Here is a 16,878-nt window from a genome sequence, read left to right as displayed (position 1 = left end):
TAATAGTAAATACATTTCAAAAAATTAATTTTTTGAGAAATTTTTGGTGTGGGCTTTAATTCTCAATAACCAATACTTATTGACAGAACTGTTACTGTTACGTACTTTTAGACTTTTTATTTACATCGAACTCAGGTCTTTGAAAATGGGTTTCTCTCAGAGATATTACTCCAGAAGGGTTATAACACTTATGCCTTGGGAAAATGGCATTTAACCCCCTCAGACCAACTTTCAGCCGCAGGCCCCTATGATCGCTGGCCTCTCGGTCGCGGATTTGAGCGTTTTTATGGCTTTTTGGGCGGAGAAACCCACCAATATTATCCAGATTTGGTTTATGACAACCACACCGTCAAGCCAGAAAAGACCCCCGCAGAAGGCTATCATTTAACCGAAGACTTAGCAGACAAAGCCATTAGCTTTATCGCTGATGCCAAGCAGGTTGCCCCAAATAAGCCCTTTTTCATGTATTTTTGTCCGGGGGCAATGCACGCCCCCCATCATGTCCCCAAAGAATGGGCTGATGCCTATGCTGGACAATTTGATGATGGTTGGGAAGCTTACAGAAAAAAGGTTTTTGCCCGTCAGCAAGAAATGGGGATTGTTCCCGCAGATGCCGAACTTTCTCGTCATGATCCCGATGTCCCGCACTGGGATTCCCTCCCAGCCGCCGAAAAACGGCTTTATGCCCGGATGATGGAAGTATATGCTGGTTTTTTAACCCATACTGACTACCATATCGGTCGTTTACTCGATTTCCTCAAATCTATCGGTGAGTTCGAGAATACTGTAATTATGGTGATTTCGGACAATGGCGCAAGTTCGGAAGGGGGACCAACTGGTTCAGTGAATGAGAACCTGTTTTTTAACAATGTGCCAGAATCCCTAGAGGAAAATCTCAAGGCATTAGATAAACTAGGCAGTGCCGAAACCTTTAACCATTATGCTTGGGGTTGGACTTGGGCAGGAAATACGCCTTTCCGACGGTGGAAACGGGAAACCTATCGGGGGGGAATCAGCGACCCTTTAATTGTGCATTGGAGTCAAGGTATTGAGGCTAAAGGGGAAATTCGGACTCAGTACGCTCATGCTATTGACCTTGTGCCGACGGTGCTGGAATTACTGGAAATTGAACCACCGACAACGATTAAGGGTGTGACTCAATCTCCCATTGAAGGTGTCAGTTTTGCCCATACTTTTAATCATAGTACCGCACCTACTAAGCACCTGACCCAGTATTTCGAGATGATGGGACATCGTTCTCTTTACTATGATGGTTGGCGGGCGGTTTGTCCTTGGCCGGGTCCCTCATTTACAGAAGCGGGGCAGTTTTTTGGTGAGGCAATTTCGGCGGAAACTCTGACGGATTTGGATACTCATCATTGGGAACTGTATCATGTCGCCTCAGATTTTGCGGAAAATCACAATATTGCGGCTGATAATCGTCCTAAGTTGATTGAGATGATTGCTACTTGGTATATTGAGGCTGGCAAGTATAATGTGTTGCCTGTGGATGGACGTGGTGTGCAACGATTCGCGGAGGAACGCCCGCAAATTGCTGTCAATCGTAGCCGCTATGTTTACTATCCTGATACTCAAGCGATTCCCGCCGGTAGTGCCGTGAGGGTGTTAAATCGTCCCCACAGTATTACGGCTGATGTGGAGATTCCCCCAGGTGGCGCAGAAGGGATATTACTGGCTCATGGGGGGAATGATAGTGGCTATTCTTTCTATGTCCAAAATGGCAAACTGCACTGGGTTCATAATTATGTGGGGCGATCGCTCTATCATGTTGAATCTGGGTCATCTGTGCCAGCAGGTCGTCATCAGTTGCGCTTTGAGTTTAAAGTGACGGGACAACCAGATTTAGCCAAGGGAAAAGGAACGCCAGGACGCGGCCAATTGTATATTGATGAGAAATTGGTCGGGCAGATTGATGTGCCTGTAACTACTCCTTTAGCATTAGGTTTGACCAGTGGTGTCACCTGTGGAATTGCTCCTGGTGCGCCTGTAACACCGGATTATGAGCCGCCTTTTAAGTTTACGGGTAAGATTTATAGTGTGATGGTGGATGTAAGTGGCGATTTGATTCAAGATCGGGAAGCTGAGATGCGGACTATTATGGCGCGACAGTAAGGATTAAATACTTTGCAGGGTGGGTTATCTCACCCACCATTAATCAAATGATTCATATTTACCTAGAATATTAAATATTGTTTCGCGCAAAGTCGCTAAGGAGCAAAGGCGCAAAGAAGAAAATAAGGTTTTAGTCAATATCTCCTAAGTTACGAAACTTTGGTTTTATTCTCCATTTTATGAAAAAATTTCTAAAAATTGGGTAGCTGTAATAATATCAACTCCTCTAAATGGATGAAGTTCTAATAAATCTTTATCTCCTGTAATAATATGAGTTGCATGACCATTAATAGCAACTTCTAGAAATTTGTCATCCTTTGGATCTCTACATTCTTTAATAATCTTGACTATTTCCACTCCTTCTGATTCAAGTTTTAATTTGGCTAAGAACTGAGTACGAATACTCAAAGAAATATATTTATCGAATTTTGAGCGATTGAGAATTTCTTGTAGTTCTTGAAAAGTTGCCTCTGAAAATAACATTGTTCCTAAATTCTTGGCTTTTTTTAATGCCACATCAGGAACAGATGATTTAATCAAGACTGCACTCACTAGAATATTTGTATCAATAACAAAACGTAATTCATCCATTCTGAAGAATCTCATCTAAAATTTCTTGAGTTAACCCCCTGTCTTGAGCTTGTTCTTGCATTTCTTGAATAATGTCATCGAGGGATTTATCTTGAATAATTAATTTGAGCAAATCGTTAACAATAGTCTGAATTTTTTGCTGTTTTTGTGGTGCTGCTTCTTGATAAGCTTTGGCTATTTCAGCATCAACTTTAATGGCAATTGTTTCCATATTTTAAGCAGAAGAATAAGTTACACTTATTTAATTATAGCATTTTACATTATATAAATATTTATTTAATTTCGGGATAGCGATCACTTATTGAGAAAATAAACTATGAGCGATCGCACTAACTTAGCAGTTAAGACCCCATCGAGACAGTATCCGTCTGTCATCTGTTGAAAAAAAGTGTTATGCTGCTTATCTACTGCAAAGAACCTTGCGAAAATTCATTCATAAGATCCTCAAACATTGTTGCTACAGACGAGTTAAACTCTATGTCACTACAATTTCTACCAGTAAATCTGTGGCCTAACGTGGCAAATCCATGATCTGACATTTTGGATAAAACTTTATCCAAGTCTATTGATTTTCCTGAAACCTTAGCCAGATTGATAAAGAACTCTAGAAAAGCTTTTCTATATTGCTCTAACAGTTTCTCATCCACTTCTGCATTTTTTTGATTGACTTCCTCAATCGTTTTTAGAAGTTTGGATGTTAGGGAATCTATCGGGTAGTAAGTAGTTGTAAGCCCTAGAAGTTCATTCCGGAAAAATTGATAAGTCCTAGTTGGAGACGCGAAATACTGAATACCAATAGAAAGAGAGAATTCTAGTTCTGCTAAAATTGCACGGGGAGGTTTTCCAGAACCATGTGTGTCTTCAAAAATATATAAAATCTTATCTGGACCTGAATATTCTTGGGCTATTACAAGTGATCTTTTAACACGATTAAGAATCGTTACAACTCCAATCACCATTCGCAAATAGGAACACCAGTAAATTTCTACTGAATTATGATTAACTCCTAATCCCAATAAGGTCACAGCTTGATCAGCTAAAGAAAAATGCTGTTCTGCTTGAACTGCAAATAGTCTCCAATCACCCTCATCATAGCGGGCAAATTGGCGAACTGACTTAGTTTGATCATGACAAACCCAATCAGGCATGAAAAAAGCTAAACATTTTAATATTGTGTGTGCTGCTGAACGGTACTGCTCTCGCAAATCTAGATTTGCTAAAGCATCTTGTGGTTGTGCGTCTTTTGAGTGAAACTCTGCTTGCCTAATTATCTTCCACAGATAGTCCCTTTCTTTTTGGCTCAAAGCTCTTTCTAACCATGACTCCGCACCAGAACCTTCTAACCAGCGTTTGGCTTCTCCTCGTGAATTAAAGGAAATATTTGATCTGATGAGTCCATCAGGTTGAATCTCTTCCTCAACTAACGGCTTCTTTAGTTTTAATTTTGCCCCTGCATCCAGGAAATAGTTTCCTTCTAATTCGATGGTAGGTATTGACTTGTGACGCTTGCCTTTAAATGACCAAGCATTCATCACCGCACTTGTATATATTAAAAATGCTTTATCAACTTTTTCCCCAAAGCTTTTGTTACAATTATCACAAATTAGTTGTCCTGTTTGATGAGAACCAGCCCAAGAAGCATTAAATATGTGTTCTTGTATTGAGGCCGGAAGTAAACAAGAGCAATAAAAGCATGATTTTAGTTCGGACGCTCTTATATCCAATTCTTCATGGAACTTAAACATAGATATACAAAAACAAACTTATCTCACAGCATATACTGTATGTTGCCTAATATTAGTATAACCACAACAATCAAATCCCCCCGATGTTATAAAATAGATAAAATCTCACCCCTCACTCTCTACTCATGAGTCTCCATCCCCTCTTAAAATTTGACATTTCTGAACTCAGCATTGCAGAACGTATCCAACTTGCTGAAGATTTATGGGACAGCATCTTAGAACAGCAAGAAGAACTTCCCTTGAGTCAAGCACAACAACAAGAATTAGAGCGACGGTTAGAAAATTACGAAAAAAACTCTACAACCGGTTCTAGTTGGGAAGACGTTAAGAAACGGTTAGGATTTTCCCAATGAACTATAACCTGATTATTCAGCCAGAAGCAGAATACGATATCCAAAATGCTTTTGAGTGGTACGAATCCCAAAATCCGGGTTTAGGTTCGGAATTTGTTCGTGCTGTTGATGCTTGTCTGTCTGGAATTGGAAGACAACCCCTTGCTTACCAAGTTACCTATAAACAGGTAAGAAGAGTATTAATCCGCCGATTTCCTTATGTAATTCTCTACATTTTTGACCAAGATACTGTTTTTATATTTGCTTGCTTCCATGCAAAACGCAATCCAAAACAGTGGTTAGATAGAATTGAATAAAATTTCTCTTTGTTCCTAGCGCGTCAAGCTTTAGATTAAGGCACAAAATATAGAAAAATTTTAATATCATCTTCTAATCAAGTTCTAATGAATCAACATCAACGAGTAAGCAACCTTCAACGGCTTCATATAAATTTTGTAGTAATTCTTCAAAAGTATCTCCCTGGGTAGCACAACCGGGAATAGCAGGAACTTCTGCCCAGTAACCTGCTTCTTCTTTGTGAATAATGACTTTTATTTTCATCTCCTTCATCACATCCCAGCCTAGATAATTTTTTAGCAACTTCTCTATACTCAGGGGAAACGCATCTAATTTTTTTTGACAAAATGCCACTTACAGCGGTTTCCGCTCTTATAAGGTACAAAGTCGAATCATAAAACTCTTGTAGTGCGGGCATCTTGCCCGCTAGATATGTACCTCATAACACCGGGAAGTGCTGTATATGCTTTTTCACAACTTCGATAGAGACGTTTCATGAAACGTCTCTACGTTACAATTTAGGAAATTCTGGCGTTGGTGAATGAAGGTATGATTTTGTCAGGCTTCGCCCCGCTTCGCTAACACGCAGAGGCGCAGAGGACGCAGAGAGTAAGAGTTTAAGAACTAGAATATTTGATTTTCATACCTCAATTCAGCAATGCCGAAATTCTCAATTCCCTGCTTTCATCTTTCCATAAGCATAACGAACAAAACTGCCTTCATTGAGATTGTTCCACGCATACATCCGATCTCTAAAGGGTTTCCACTGTTGATAAACTGCTTTAAAATCAGCGTCTTTAGCTGCAAACTCATCATATAAAGCAAAAGAGGCTTTTTCCGCTGCTGCCAAAATTTCCTGACTATAAGCACGTAGTTGAGTACCCGTTTTTAATAGTTTCTCTAAGGACTCATTATTGCGGACATCATAACGAGCTAACATTGTTGTATTCGACTGAAATGCAGCAGTTTCTAATGCTGCTTGGTATTGCGGTGGTAACTTTTTCCATTCATCTAAATTCACTTGTACTTCTAAAGTTGGACCTGGTTCCCACCAACCTGGATAATAGTAAAATTTAGCGACTTTATTTAAACCTAATTTTTCATCATCATAGGGGCCTACCCATTCTGCCGCATCAATAGCCCCTGTTTGTAAAGCCTGAAAGATTTCCCCCCCTGGAAGAGTCTGCACAGTTACGCCTAATTTAGCCATAACTTGCCCTCCTAAACCGGGAATCCGCATTTTTAAGCCTTTGAGATCATTGAGGGTTTTCACTTCGTTGCGAAACCATCCCCCCATTTGTGTGCCAGTATTTCCCGCAGGAAATTGAATCACATTAAATTTACTGGCATAGATTTCTCGCAGTTTGGTTAAACCTCCACCTTCATATAACCAAGCGTTTTGTTGTTGGGCATTAAGTCCAAATGGTACTGATGTACCAAAAGCGAGGGCAGGACTTTTACCAATATAGTAATAAGCGGCAGTATGTCCAGCTTGTACAGCACCTTGGGAAACCACATTCAGAACTTCTAAACCGGGGGCTATTTCTCCAGCCGCACGGGGTTCGATAATAAATTTACCGCTAGTGAGAACTTTGACACGTTCTGCTAATACCTGCGCTCCACCAAATATAGTTTCTAAGGACAATGGCCAACTTGTCGCCATTTGCCATTTTATTGTCGGTAGATTACTGGTGTCGGTTTGAGCGGTTGCTGTTTTATTTTGAGCTTTTTGACAACCACCAATAATTGCTACTCCTGTGGCAGCGATCGCACTTTGAGATAATCTGTTAACAATAGCTCGGCGTTTCATAAAAGTTAATATTATTGACTAACTGGAGGATTTCACTACAATATCATGTTTGATTTGATTGTGTTAATACACTGAAAACTTATTATTTCTTATAATTTTGCCAATTGGTGATCATTTCAGATTAGTATAAAAATATTAAGTAATTTCTAACTAAATTTAACGGCTATGTTAGAAACTGTTTTAGCTGAACCTAGCATTAAACTGCCACCCACCCAGGCAGAACTTCCTTGTGATGATGGTATCCCGATGGAGACACAAAGACATAAATTCCAAATGGATATCTTAATTGATACCATTCAGCCTTGGTTAGAGCAAAGGACTGATGGATACGTAGGTGGCAATATGTTTGTCTACTACAGTTTAGCACAATTGAAAAATCAAGATTTTCGCGGTCCAGATTTCTTTGCTGTTTTGGGTGTACCGAAAACAGAACGATTGTCTTGGGTAGTTTGGGAAGAAGGAAAACCCCCAGATGTAGTAATTGAATTACTTTCAGAAAGCACAGCTAACAATGATAAAAATCAGAAAAAATTGATTTATCAAAATCAAATGCGCGTTTCTGAATATTTTTGGTATGACCCGTTTAACCCAGATGATTTTGCCGGTTTTGATCTTAACAGTGGTGCATATCAACAGATTGCTCTAAATGATAAAAACCAACTGATAAGTAAAGTTTTAGATTTAGCTTTGGTACGTTGGGAAGGTAATTATAGAGGCGTTGATGCCACTTGGTTACGCTGGGCAACTTTGGACGGTGAATTATTTCCCACTTCTCAAGAAATGGTAGGAATTGCACAACAAAGGGCAGAACAAGCTGAATTGCAATTAAGGGCAGTTGCCATTAATTTGTTACAGAATGGAATGTCTATAGAACAAGTGGCACAATTGACAAATTTAGATATTTTGGAGGTGGAACAATTGATGAATTAATAGTAAAAATTCACTAAAGTTTTTCTCGTTCCCATACTCTGTATGGGAACGAATTCCAGAAGGCTCTGCCTTCAATAACAGCAGAGGCAGAGCCTCCGTTAAGTCATTCCCAGTCAGAGACTGGAAACGAGGTAAAAGTCATTTTTAGATGACTAAACACTGGGAAAATTTCTGAGTCTGTTTTAACAGACTTGAGCTATTAGACAGGGAATTTATTCCCCGGCTGACTGGTGACTGGCTGACTGTATTCTCAGGTCTTACCTTTAATTTATTATGTTCTATGCGTGACTCAAGCAGATTTTCTTTAATTCGTAAACTCTTAAAATTTTCTCAGTTTATTGACAATGGTGCTGATAAATTGGGATGGTTATCGAATTGGCTAGTTTTACTAACAATTGGAGTCGGTTTTTTTAATGTTGTCGCCCGTTATATGGGTCGTTTCATTGGCGTACAATTGTCTTCTAATGCCTTATTAGAACTGCAATGGTATTTATTTTCTCTCACATTCTTATTCGGCTTTGTTTATATTTTACGTCATGGGGAAAATGTCCGCGTTGATTTTATCTATACTAATATGAGTGAAAAAAAACGCGCCTTAGTTGATTTTGTGGGAACAGTTTTATTTTTAATTCCCTTTTGTCTACTTGGTATTTGGGTAACAATCAATCCGGTTTTACAATCTTGGGGCAGATTAAGTGACGGTAGTTGGGGAACTTGGGAAATATCTTCTGACGCTAATGGTTTACCCCGCGCCCCAATCAAAACTATGGTTCCTATAGCCTTACTACTGCTGCTTTTACAAAGTATTTCTCAAGCAATTAAGTATTTAGCAGTATTATTAGGCTATCAACAAGTAGCGGAACAAATTCGTTTAGAAACTTCAGAAAATATCAATATTGAATAGGGAGACAATATGGGTTTTGAATGGTTAGCAATTTTAATGTTTGTCGGCTTTTTCTTTATTCTTATGAGTGGCTTTCCTGTCGCTTTTTCTTTTGCCGGCACAGCCATTGTTTTTGGACTTATTGGTACAGCAGTTGGGGCTTTTAATCCGGCGCGTCTCCTCCTATTACCTAATAGTTGGTTTGGCACAATGTCGAACTTTACTTTACTTGCAATTCCCTTCTTTGTGTTTCTGGGTGCAGTTCTAGAAAAGTCAGGATTAGCAGAAGAGTTATTAGAAACTATCGGCATTGTATTAAGTCGTGTCAGAGGAGGATTAGCTTTAGCAGTTGTTTTAGTGGGAACTGTTTTAGCAGCCACAACCGGAGTCGTAGCGGCAACAGTAATTGTGATGGGGATGTTATCATTACCGCTAATGTTACGCTATGGCTATGATAAAAAATTAGCTTCAGGAGTAATTATTGCTTCTGGTACTTTAGCTCAATTAATTCCTCCCAGTTTAGTCTTAGTGATTCTGAGTGATCAAATTGGTGTTTCTGTGGGAGATTTATTTTTAGGGGCATTAATTCCCGGATTAATGTTATCTGGTGCTTATATTCTCTATATTTTAGGACTAGCTTTTTTTCAACCGGAAAAAGTACCAATGATTCCTGATGATGTGGTAATTCCTCAAGGGACTCAATTAATTAAACAAGTTTTCAAAGCTGTTGTTCCGCCGATTATTTTAATTTTTGCAGTGTTAGGTAGCATTTTCTTTGGTGTAGCTACTCCCACCGAAGCGGGGGCTGTAGGTGCTGTTGGGGCTTCTATTCTCGCCGCTTTTAATAAACGTCTCACACCACAATTAATTCGTGATGCTGCCCATTCTACCGCAGTGATTACGGCTTTGGTGGTGATGATTTTATTCTGTTCTTCGATGTTTAGTTTGGTATTTGATGCTTTGGGTGGCAAAACTCTGATTACTAATTTATTAGTAGGTTTACCTGGAGGATATTGGGGGTTTTTAATTGTTAGTAATATCGTGATTTTTATTTTAGGAGCTTTTCTAGAATTTATTGAAATTTGCTTTATTGCTATGCCTTTATTTGTGCCAGCAGCCCAGGCTTTAAATATTGATATGGTGTGGTTCGGTGTGGTTATGGCAGTGAATTTACAAACCGCATTTATTTCTCCACCTGTGGGATTTTCTTTGTTTTATTTACAAAGTGTTGCGCCTAAAGAAGTGAGTACGTTAGATATTCATAAAAGTGCGATTCCTTTTATCATTTTACAGTTTATTGTCTTGTTAATTGTGATTATTTTCCCGCAAACAGTTCGCTGGTTAATTGATATTTCCGCAACCACTGGGGTTTGAATTTGTGCTGGACTGCAAGAGCGATCGCTCAAATTGGTTTGAGAAGAATATGAACCTCTACCTTGTGTCTTTCTTATCTAATAATCAAGGGTTAGATTCTTCATCAGATGAACCATTTGCCGCTTCATTCCAAGACCACCGTTCAAGGTACTCATCAAGCAATTGACTAATTAATGGCTGGGCATTTTGATAGCCTTCCTCTGTTCTCGAAGAGGGACGGCGGTGATGGGCTATACAGTTACGCATTTTTTCAATTGCACCTATTTTGTTTTTAAGTGCGGCCAAGAAATCAGCATCATAACTATCTTGAACTGGTTTACGAGTAATTTCTGCCTGAAGTTCATCATATTTGATAAAGTTGCGAATATTGTCTAGTAAATCATTAATTTTAGGGTCAGGACGTTGGTTTAAGTTAACGTATTGGCTAAAGAGTAAATGAAAAAATTGATTTTCAAGAGCGTCTTGCATCTCTTTATCGGTTGGCTTGTCTTTTGCGGCTGGCTGTTCCTTCTCGTCTCTTAAAAGTTTATAAGGTTCTACACCTTGGTAGGCGTTTAAATAGATCAGTGTCAGGACTCGTCTTAATTTCATTTCAATCGCAAATATTTCTGCTGACCATTGAGCTAGTTTGAACTGCAATAGAGGATCTTCAAATTTGACTATATGAGAGATTGGGCTGGTTTCTTCAGTTAAGGCTTTGGCAAATTCTTCAACTACTCTTTCGGCTTCTTCGGTTTCTTCAGGTAAGTCTAGGTTAAATCCTAGAATAATCGTTTGTGTTGTGTTGCCGTCTTCATTAGTTGATTGATTTCCGATTCTTTGAGTTTGTAAAATGATCATCTGAGCAACTGTATCAGGCTCAAATTCATCATAGTTATCTTGTAGAGAAACGGTTAATGTGTCTATTAGGATTTGTCTAATATCTGTGTCAGAATTTTGCTGATAAACAATTACAAACTCAAAAATCACAATCAGCTACCTCCCAGTAGTTGTTCTTCAAACCATTGTTTGGCAGCTTGCCATCCTGACTCAGCTTCGGAGCGTAAGCGTTGTGATTCCGAGCGACGGCGTTGTATTTCCGCAACAATTTGCTCTTGGATGGAAATTTCAGGAATAGGAATAATAATATTTTCTAGCTCAGTTTTAGTAATGGCAGGATAATTACCCCCGCTAGACCTCTGAAGCATTTGCTGGAGAGAGAGTTGAGAACGAAGAATACACCAGAGATATTCTCTATTAACTAACTTGCTAACTGAACGAATTATGGCAAATCCTGTTGACGCAATACAACCATCAAATTCTTCAGACAGATGGGCAATAGAACCATGATGGGGACGGGTAAGGCTTACAATAATATCATCACCATGAACTAGCATTCGAGCGCGACTAGGTACTTCTTTTGTTAAAGTCTCTGTCCAAATAGCTTCACCGGTTTGTGGCTTTACGTTACTTATTTCGATATAACGAAATGTTGATTTTTCTTCGTCTTTCGGATTCCAAGAATCTTTAGAAAATTGCACTATTTCTCCAAGTATTTTAGTAGTAGTTTTGAAAAGCAAACGATAAATATTTTTAAAGTTTGGAGCATGAAAATGTGGATCAAATCTTCCGCTAATAATGGAAGTCTGAATCGCAAATACTTTTCGCTCATCTTTAACGGGTGGTTCTAGTCCGAGAGTTTTTAATAGATAATCATCAAGGCTAGAGAGAAGGACATTGGCTTCTGCTAGTTTTTGTTTTCGCTGCGATCGCGCCTCATCCATAGCAGTAACTAAACGATACTGTTCTGGTAAAGATGGAACGATAATCTTAATATCTCCTGCTTCAGAAAAATTAACATTAAGCTGTACAGCACCATTAGCTAATCGACTCGTTTGGAATTTCCCATATTTTGAATTAAGAAAAAAAGATAGAAAATTTGGATCAATAGTTGAAGGTGAAGGGCGAATTTTTACAATTGCTTGATTGATATTTGCCTTGTCAACTCCTTCAACAACACAGCAATTTCCGATTGAGCCAGCGATTGTAAGTAAAACATCTCCTGGTATGACTTCAGCCCGAATCATCCGTTCATGATCATTAGTTGATATGTATAATTCATCTTTTAAATTTAATCCTTCTTCTGTAACACTCTGACCTCTAAGATAACGAACTCCTTTATCTACATATTTCACCCCTCCATGATCACCATTGGTAAACGAGTCAGAAATTTTTCTGAGAGATATTACAGGATGTTGAACTTCACTAAGTTGTTTTTCAAGTAAACAAAAATAAGGATTATGATAAAAAGCATCAAATCTTGTTATTAAATCGCCCCGATTCATTGCAAAGCAAAAATTGTTTGAACTATCGGGGCTTAGACGAAAAAAGATGAAGGATCTCTTTGAAAGTCTCGCCACTGAGCGACTAGACCAGTATCAGGAATAATCTCACGATAACGTTCACTCCATCCCGACTCCTTGGGATTAGACGTATTCCACTCAAAATAAACCCGATAGTCAAACAGATCGCAACTATGGCGTTCAATCTTTTCCCTTTCTGGTGTTTCACTTTCAATAGTTACATTAAAAGTCTTCCGTCCCGTTGCGTCATAGCCAATATTTTCCGCCAACGCCATAAAAATCGGCTGATCATCAGGGACAACCTCACCATCACCTAACTTTCTCAAGAAAACAATACTCGCTTTTACCCCCGCATCATAATAAGCAAAAGCAAACTGAGGCAAACTTACCACCGCCAAAATTTGGAAATGGGAAAGCATCCAATCTCTTACCCCTTGCAAAGAAGAATTTGTTAAAATCCCATCAGGTAAAATAATCGCCGCCCGTCCTTCCTTTGGCTTGAGATACGACCAAACTCGCTCAATAAAAAGAATTTCCGTTTTAATGCTAGTCCTTGCTTTAACCGCTTTTGCACCCCGTTTCGCATTGCGTTCACTTTGGGTAGATTCATCTGGATCTGTATCCGTTGTCGCCTTATTCAAATAGTGCCGTAAATCAAACTGATCGAGATAACCCTTATCTTTTTCCGTTGACTTCACTACTGATCCAAAAGGCGGATTAGTCAAAATAATATCAAACTTATTTTCAGATAATTCAGGCTTGAGAGTCGTTAAACGCTCTAAAAAATCAAGGGCATCATGTCCAACAATATTTGTATGACCATCATCATGAATGATCATATTCATCTTCGCAACACGGGCTAACTCTTCATTAATTTCAATTCCGAATAGATTGTTTTGAGCAAAACTATGCCAATAGGTAAAATGATCAACACTTTGACGGGGATCATTTTTATAGTTTTTATAACGCCGATTTGCCTCACGCCGAACGTGATCAAGCGCATAAAGTAAAAAACCTCCTGAACCACAGGCAGGATCGAGAACTAGATGCTTACGCTCTGGATTTAATAGCTCAATGGAAAAAGCAATTAATTCACGGGGCGTAAAATATTGACCAAAATCACCCTTAAAGAATCCACCCATAAATTCTTCAAAAGCAACTCCCTTTGTATCTAGTTCAGTTCGATCAAGAGATAAAGCTTCTAAATGTTCCACGACTTGAGCAATTACAGGAGGATCTATATTGATTTTGTCAGTAAAAACCCCTGGTTCTTTTTCCTGCTCATTCGTATAGAGTTTTAATATTCGTTTCGATAAATCCTCACTACTCTCACCATCACGACGCTGAAACGCATAGGGCTGTCCATCTTCAGTATCAGGATTTTTCTCATCACGATATTTGACAAAGATCAACTTACAAAATTCACCAAATGCTGCGATAGGACTACGACGACCACCTTCCCAAAGCGTCTGATGACATTTCCGAATTGCAGAACGTAATTCTTCACGGGGAACAGCTTTTAAATCTTGTCCCTCCTTATTTTTATAAAATCTCCATTCAGGAGGCTTACCAAACCGCTTTGGAATATCCGTTAAATGGTTGCGATCTCGCTCCATTGGTGGATACTTTTGCTTATCATCAAAGCGCAGTAAGCGACGGGTTAAACCTGCGACAGATCCACAAAAAGGCGCACCTAAACTAGCACGATTGCCACAAGCCTGTTCAATTGATTGGGCAAACTCAGCATCACTAATATCCGAGCGCTTAATCTCAAATACAAAATAAGGATCTTTATATTCCTCATCCTTGTAAATCACTATATCCGCCAGATCATTAGGAGTCCGTCTAGGTACTTTCACCTCAAACTTGATCAATTTAGGATTATATTCATACTTATAAATTAATTCAGCCCAAAATTCAGCCCTAATCTTCTCTTCAGGATCAGACCAACGCTCAGAATGATCGGCAGCAAGGTAATAAATACGTTCTTTTTTACCTTCCCCTTTAATTTCTGCGTATCCATCTGCGATCGCTTTGTCAAGATAGGTGTCAAGTGACATTTTAGTTTCTCGTTGCTTAATTTTGGTCTAGCTACAGTTTAGCCCTCAATCATACCTATTTTAGCTAAGGTCAGCTTAATTTTTACATTTTCAAAATTCTTAACTTCTGCGATCGTTGATTTTAGATCAAGCCTTCGACGGGTAACAAAAAATTAAGGGATTGAAACCCATGAAGATGGGTTTTGCTTGTGTAGCTGCGGTTTCTAACTGCCAAGGCGAAAATAACTGATTTTTCTTCAACTAAAACTACTACAATGACTATTGATGCTAGATAATGGGAAAGCCTTGACATTTACCCAACCTAGCCCGGAACCAAAGAACTAACAACTATGCGAACTCACTATTGCGGCGAACTCCGAAAAGAACATATTGGTGAAACTGTTACCTTTTACGGATGGGTAGACCGTCGCCGCGATCACGGTGGTGTGATATTCTTAGATTTGCGCGATCGCTCTGGTATTGTCCAAATCGTCAGCGACCCCCAGCGCACCCCAAACTCCTATGAACAGGCTAACGCACTCAGAAATGAATACGTTGTAGCAATCACCGGTACAGTTAGCCAACGTCCTCCAGAATCCCTAAATCCCCGGCTTCCCACAGGCGAAGTAGAAATCTACGCAGATAAAATAGAACTACTCAACGCCGTCCGTAAACAGTTACCTTTCCAAGTTTCCACCGCAGACACGGAAACAGTCAGGGAAGACTTGCGGTTAAAATATCGTTATTTAGACCTACGACGGGAACGCATGGCGCAAAATATGCAATTGCGTCACCAAGTCATCAAAGCCATGCGGCGCTACCTGGAAGACTTAGAAGGGTTTATCGAAATCGAAACCCCTATTCTCACCCGTTCTACCCCCGAAGGGGCGCGAGATTACATTCTTCCCAGTCGCGTCAATGAAGGTGAATGGTTTGCTTTACCGCAATCACCCCAACTATTCAAACAATTATTGATGGTATCGGGAATGGATAGATACTATCAAGTAGCGCGATGTTTCCGGGATGAAGATTTACGTGCTGATAGACAACCAGAGTTTACCCAATTAGACATGGAAATGAGTTTCATGTCTGAAGATGAAATTATTGAACTCAACGAAAAGTTAGTTTGTCATATTTTCAAAACAGTTAAAGGAATTGATTTACCTCGTCCTTTTCCTCGGCTTCCCTACGCGGAAGCTATGAACCGTTACGGAAGCGATAAACCAGATACCCGTTACGGTTTAGAATTAGTTGATGTTTCTGACGTTTTAAAAGATTCCGGTTTTAAAGTTTTTCGAGAAGCAATTTCTAACGGTGGGATTGTTAAAATTCTCCCCATTCCTAACGGTAACGATGCCATTTCTAATGTTCGCATTAAACCAGGTGGCGATATTTTCCGAGAAGCCGCAGAAGCAGGTGCGAAAGGATTAGCATATATTCGCGTCCGGGAAAATGGAGAAATTGACACCATTGGCGCAATTAAAGATAATTTGACACCGGAACAAAAGCAGGAAATCTTAACAAGAACAAATGCAAAAGCTGGACATTTGTTATTATTTGCGGCTGCTGATAGGTCCACTGTCAATAAAACTTTGGACAGAATTCGTCAATTTGTAGCTAAGGAATTTAAGTTAATTGAAAAAGATAAAATTAACTTTCTGTGGGTGACAGAATTCCCCATGTTTGAATGGAATGCAGATGAAAAACGTTTAGAAGCATTACATCACCCATTTACAGCACCTCATCCTGATGATATCAGCGATTTAAAAACCGCCCGCGCTCAAGCTTATGACTTAGTATTAAATGGGTTTGAAGTTGGTGGTGGAAGTCTGCGAATTTATCAGCGAGAAGTTCAAGAACAGGTGTTTTCAGCTATTGGTTTATCAACGGAAGAAGCACAAAGTAAATTTGGCTTTTTGTTAGAAGCTTTTGAATATGGTACTCCTCCCCATGGTGGTATTGCTTACGGTGTAGATCGTTTGGTAATGTTGTTATCTGGAGAGGAATCAATTCGTGATGTGATTGCTTTTCCTAAGACTCAACAAGCTCGTTGTTTGTTAACAGATGCTCCTGCAAATGTAGACGCAAAACAATTGAAAGAGTTGCACGTTGCTTCGACTTTTAAACCTAAGGTGTAAGGTTTGATTATTCCCTCTGCTTTTTTTGCAGGGGGGTTAATTTTGATTAAATTCTCACGCAAAGGCGCAAAGACGCAAAGGAAGAAGTTAGAAAGTTACATTTATTACCCACATTCCGCACCATTGACTGTCACAAACGGTGATTACGGAGGTAAATTGATGAAAAAGGAGTAAAAAAATACATTTATCTATAAAAAAATAAATTTTAGATAGGAAAGTTGGTTCAAATATATTCTCAATAAGAAGCAATAAAGAATAAGGGTG

General features: G+C 39.2%; 15 protein-coding genes. 7 read left to right on the top strand and 8 right to left on the bottom strand.

Going from position 1 to position 16,878, the window contains the following annotated elements; translation table 11 throughout:
• The first annotated feature begins 162 nt into the window (after positions 1 to 162).
• Positions 163 to 2,133 carry an arylsulfatase gene (locus PN450_RS08865; protein ID WP_271836049.1) on the top strand — a complete coding sequence of 657 codons (1,971 nt, stop codon included), beginning with the start codon at positions 163 to 165 and terminating at the stop codon, positions 2,131 to 2,133.
• A gap of 177 nt (positions 2,134 to 2,310) precedes the next feature.
• Here PN450_RS08865 and PN450_RS08860 read toward each other — a convergent pair whose 3' ends face one another.
• The 3 genes from PN450_RS08860 to PN450_RS08850 form a co-directional block, all read right to left on the bottom strand.
• The gene (locus tag PN450_RS08860) at positions 2,311 to 2,724 is read right to left on the bottom strand and encodes a putative toxin-antitoxin system toxin component, PIN family (RefSeq protein WP_015080028.1); all 414 of its coding nucleotides are present in this window, start codon (positions 2,722 to 2,724) and stop codon (positions 2,311 to 2,313) included.
• A complete protein-coding gene (locus tag PN450_RS08855) occupies positions 2,717 to 2,935 on the bottom strand; it encodes a hypothetical protein (RefSeq protein WP_271836048.1) in 219 nt (72 codons plus the stop codon). The genes PN450_RS08860 and PN450_RS08855 overlap by 8 nt, the downstream gene beginning before the upstream one ends.
• A 193-nt stretch (positions 2,936 to 3,128) precedes the next feature.
• Positions 3,129 to 4,469: an HNH endonuclease gene (locus tag PN450_RS08850; RefSeq protein ID WP_271836047.1), complete on the bottom strand. Its 1,341-nt coding sequence runs from the start codon at positions 4,467 to 4,469 to the stop codon at positions 3,129 to 3,131.
• A 125-nt stretch (positions 4,470 to 4,594) separates the two neighbouring features.
• On the opposite strand from PN450_RS08850, the gene PN450_RS08845 reads away from it, so the two are divergent.
• Positions 4,595 to 4,822 (top strand): addiction module protein, encoded by a 228-nt coding sequence (locus PN450_RS08845; RefSeq protein ID WP_271821504.1) that lies wholly within the window; start codon positions 4,595 to 4,597, stop codon positions 4,820 to 4,822.
• Positions 4,819 to 5,118: a type II toxin-antitoxin system RelE/ParE family toxin gene (locus PN450_RS08840; protein ID WP_271836046.1), complete on the top strand. Its 300-nt coding sequence runs from the start codon at positions 4,819 to 4,821 to the stop codon at positions 5,116 to 5,118. The genes PN450_RS08845 and PN450_RS08840 overlap by 4 nt, the downstream gene beginning before the upstream one ends.
• A 73-nt stretch (positions 5,119 to 5,191) precedes the next feature.
• Here the strand turns inward: PN450_RS08840 and PN450_RS08835 are convergent, their stop codons facing one another.
• The gene (locus tag PN450_RS08835; protein WP_417033740.1) at positions 5,192 to 5,452 is read right to left on the bottom strand and encodes a type II toxin-antitoxin system HicB family antitoxin; all 261 of its coding nucleotides are present in this window, start codon (positions 5,450 to 5,452) and stop codon (positions 5,192 to 5,194) included.
• A 316-nt stretch (positions 5,453 to 5,768) separates the two neighbouring features.
• Complete coding sequence (locus PN450_RS08830; RefSeq protein WP_271836045.1) at positions 5,769 to 6,908, bottom strand: TRAP transporter substrate-binding protein; 1,140 nt, start codon at positions 6,906 to 6,908, stop codon at positions 5,769 to 5,771.
• Between the two features lie 165 nt (positions 6,909 to 7,073).
• Here PN450_RS08830 and PN450_RS08825 point away from each other — a divergent pair, with 165 nt between their 5' ends.
• From PN450_RS08825 to PN450_RS08815, 3 genes are all read left to right on the top strand, one after another.
• Entirely contained in the window at positions 7,074 to 7,838 is a 765-nt protein-coding gene (locus PN450_RS08825) for a Uma2 family endonuclease (RefSeq protein WP_148765115.1), read from the top strand.
• Between the two features lie 280 nt (positions 7,839 to 8,118).
• Positions 8,119 to 8,742 (top strand): TRAP transporter small permease subunit, encoded by a 624-nt coding sequence (locus PN450_RS08820; RefSeq protein ID WP_210422234.1) that lies wholly within the window; start codon positions 8,119 to 8,121, stop codon positions 8,740 to 8,742.
• A 9-nt stretch (positions 8,743 to 8,751) separates the two neighbouring features.
• A complete protein-coding gene (locus tag PN450_RS08815) occupies positions 8,752 to 10,095 on the top strand; it encodes a TRAP transporter large permease (protein ID WP_271836044.1) in 1,344 nt (447 codons plus the stop codon).
• An 84-nt stretch (positions 10,096 to 10,179) separates the two neighbouring features.
• On the opposite strand, the gene PN450_RS08810 is transcribed toward PN450_RS08815, so the two are convergent.
• The 3 genes from PN450_RS08810 to PN450_RS08800 are packed head-to-tail and all read right to left on the bottom strand — an operon-like array spanning position 10,180 to position 14,497.
• The gene (locus PN450_RS08810; RefSeq protein ID WP_148765117.1) at positions 10,180 to 11,064 is read right to left on the bottom strand and encodes a hypothetical protein; all 885 of its coding nucleotides are present in this window, start codon (positions 11,062 to 11,064) and stop codon (positions 10,180 to 10,182) included.
• 2 nt (positions 11,065 to 11,066) lie between these two features.
• A complete protein-coding gene (locus PN450_RS08805; protein ID WP_271836043.1) occupies positions 11,067 to 12,419 on the bottom strand; it encodes a restriction endonuclease subunit S in 1,353 nt (450 codons plus the stop codon).
• Between the two features lie 32 nt (positions 12,420 to 12,451).
• Complete coding sequence (locus PN450_RS08800) at positions 12,452 to 14,497, bottom strand: restriction endonuclease subunit M (protein ID WP_271836042.1); 2,046 nt, start codon at positions 14,495 to 14,497, stop codon at positions 12,452 to 12,454.
• A gap of 329 nt (positions 14,498 to 14,826) precedes the next feature.
• Here PN450_RS08800 and aspS point away from each other — a divergent pair, with 329 nt between their 5' ends.
• Positions 14,827 to 16,614, top strand: coding sequence for an aspartate--tRNA ligase (gene aspS, locus PN450_RS08795; protein ID WP_271836041.1), 1,788 nt, complete (start codon positions 14,827 to 14,829; stop codon positions 16,612 to 16,614).
• Positions 16,615 to 16,878: the final 264 nt, after the last annotated feature.

The organism is Dolichospermum lemmermannii CS-548, from assembly GCF_028330815.1.
Classification (GTDB): domain Bacteria; phylum Cyanobacteriota; class Cyanobacteriia; order Cyanobacteriales; family Nostocaceae; genus Dolichospermum; species Dolichospermum lemmermannii.
Note: the sequence above shows the minus strand (reverse complement) of the source record. Positions and strands in the feature narration are given on the sequence as shown.

What these genes read in the sequence shown, in the direction of transcription:
- PN450_RS08820 (WP_210422234.1), top strand. Translation starts at nt 8,119, where the DNA reads ATGCGTGACTCAAGCAGATTTTCTTTAATTCGTAAACTCTTAAAATTT.
- PN450_RS08840 (WP_271836046.1), top strand. Translation starts at nt 4,819, where the DNA reads ATGAACTATAACCTGATTATTCAGCCAGAAGCAGAATACGATATCCAA.
- aspS (WP_271836041.1), top strand. Translation starts at nt 14,827, where the DNA reads ATGCGAACTCACTATTGCGGCGAACTCCGAAAAGAACATATTGGTGAA.
- PN450_RS08845 (WP_271821504.1), top strand. Translation starts at nt 4,595, where the DNA reads ATGAGTCTCCATCCCCTCTTAAAATTTGACATTTCTGAACTCAGCATT.
- PN450_RS08800 (WP_271836042.1), bottom strand. Translation starts at nt 14,497, where the DNA reads ATGTCACTTGACACCTATCTTGACAAAGCGATCGCAGATGGATACGCA.
- PN450_RS08850 (WP_271836047.1), bottom strand. Translation starts at nt 4,469, where the DNA reads ATGTTTAAGTTCCATGAAGAATTGGATATAAGAGCGTCCGAACTAAAA.
- PN450_RS08860 (WP_015080028.1), bottom strand. Translation starts at nt 2,724, where the DNA reads ATGGATGAATTACGTTTTGTTATTGATACAAATATTCTAGTGAGTGCA.
- PN450_RS08830 (WP_271836045.1), bottom strand. Translation starts at nt 6,908, where the DNA reads ATGAAACGCCGAGCTATTGTTAACAGATTATCTCAAAGTGCGATCGCT.
- PN450_RS08815 (WP_271836044.1), top strand. Translation starts at nt 8,752, where the DNA reads ATGGGTTTTGAATGGTTAGCAATTTTAATGTTTGTCGGCTTTTTCTTT.
- PN450_RS08855 (WP_271836048.1), bottom strand. Translation starts at nt 2,935, where the DNA reads ATGGAAACAATTGCCATTAAAGTTGATGCTGAAATAGCCAAAGCTTAT.
- PN450_RS08825 (WP_148765115.1), top strand. Translation starts at nt 7,074, where the DNA reads ATGTTAGAAACTGTTTTAGCTGAACCTAGCATTAAACTGCCACCCACC.
- PN450_RS08805 (WP_271836043.1), bottom strand. Translation starts at nt 12,419, where the DNA reads ATGAATCGGGGCGATTTAATAACAAGATTTGATGCTTTTTATCATAAT.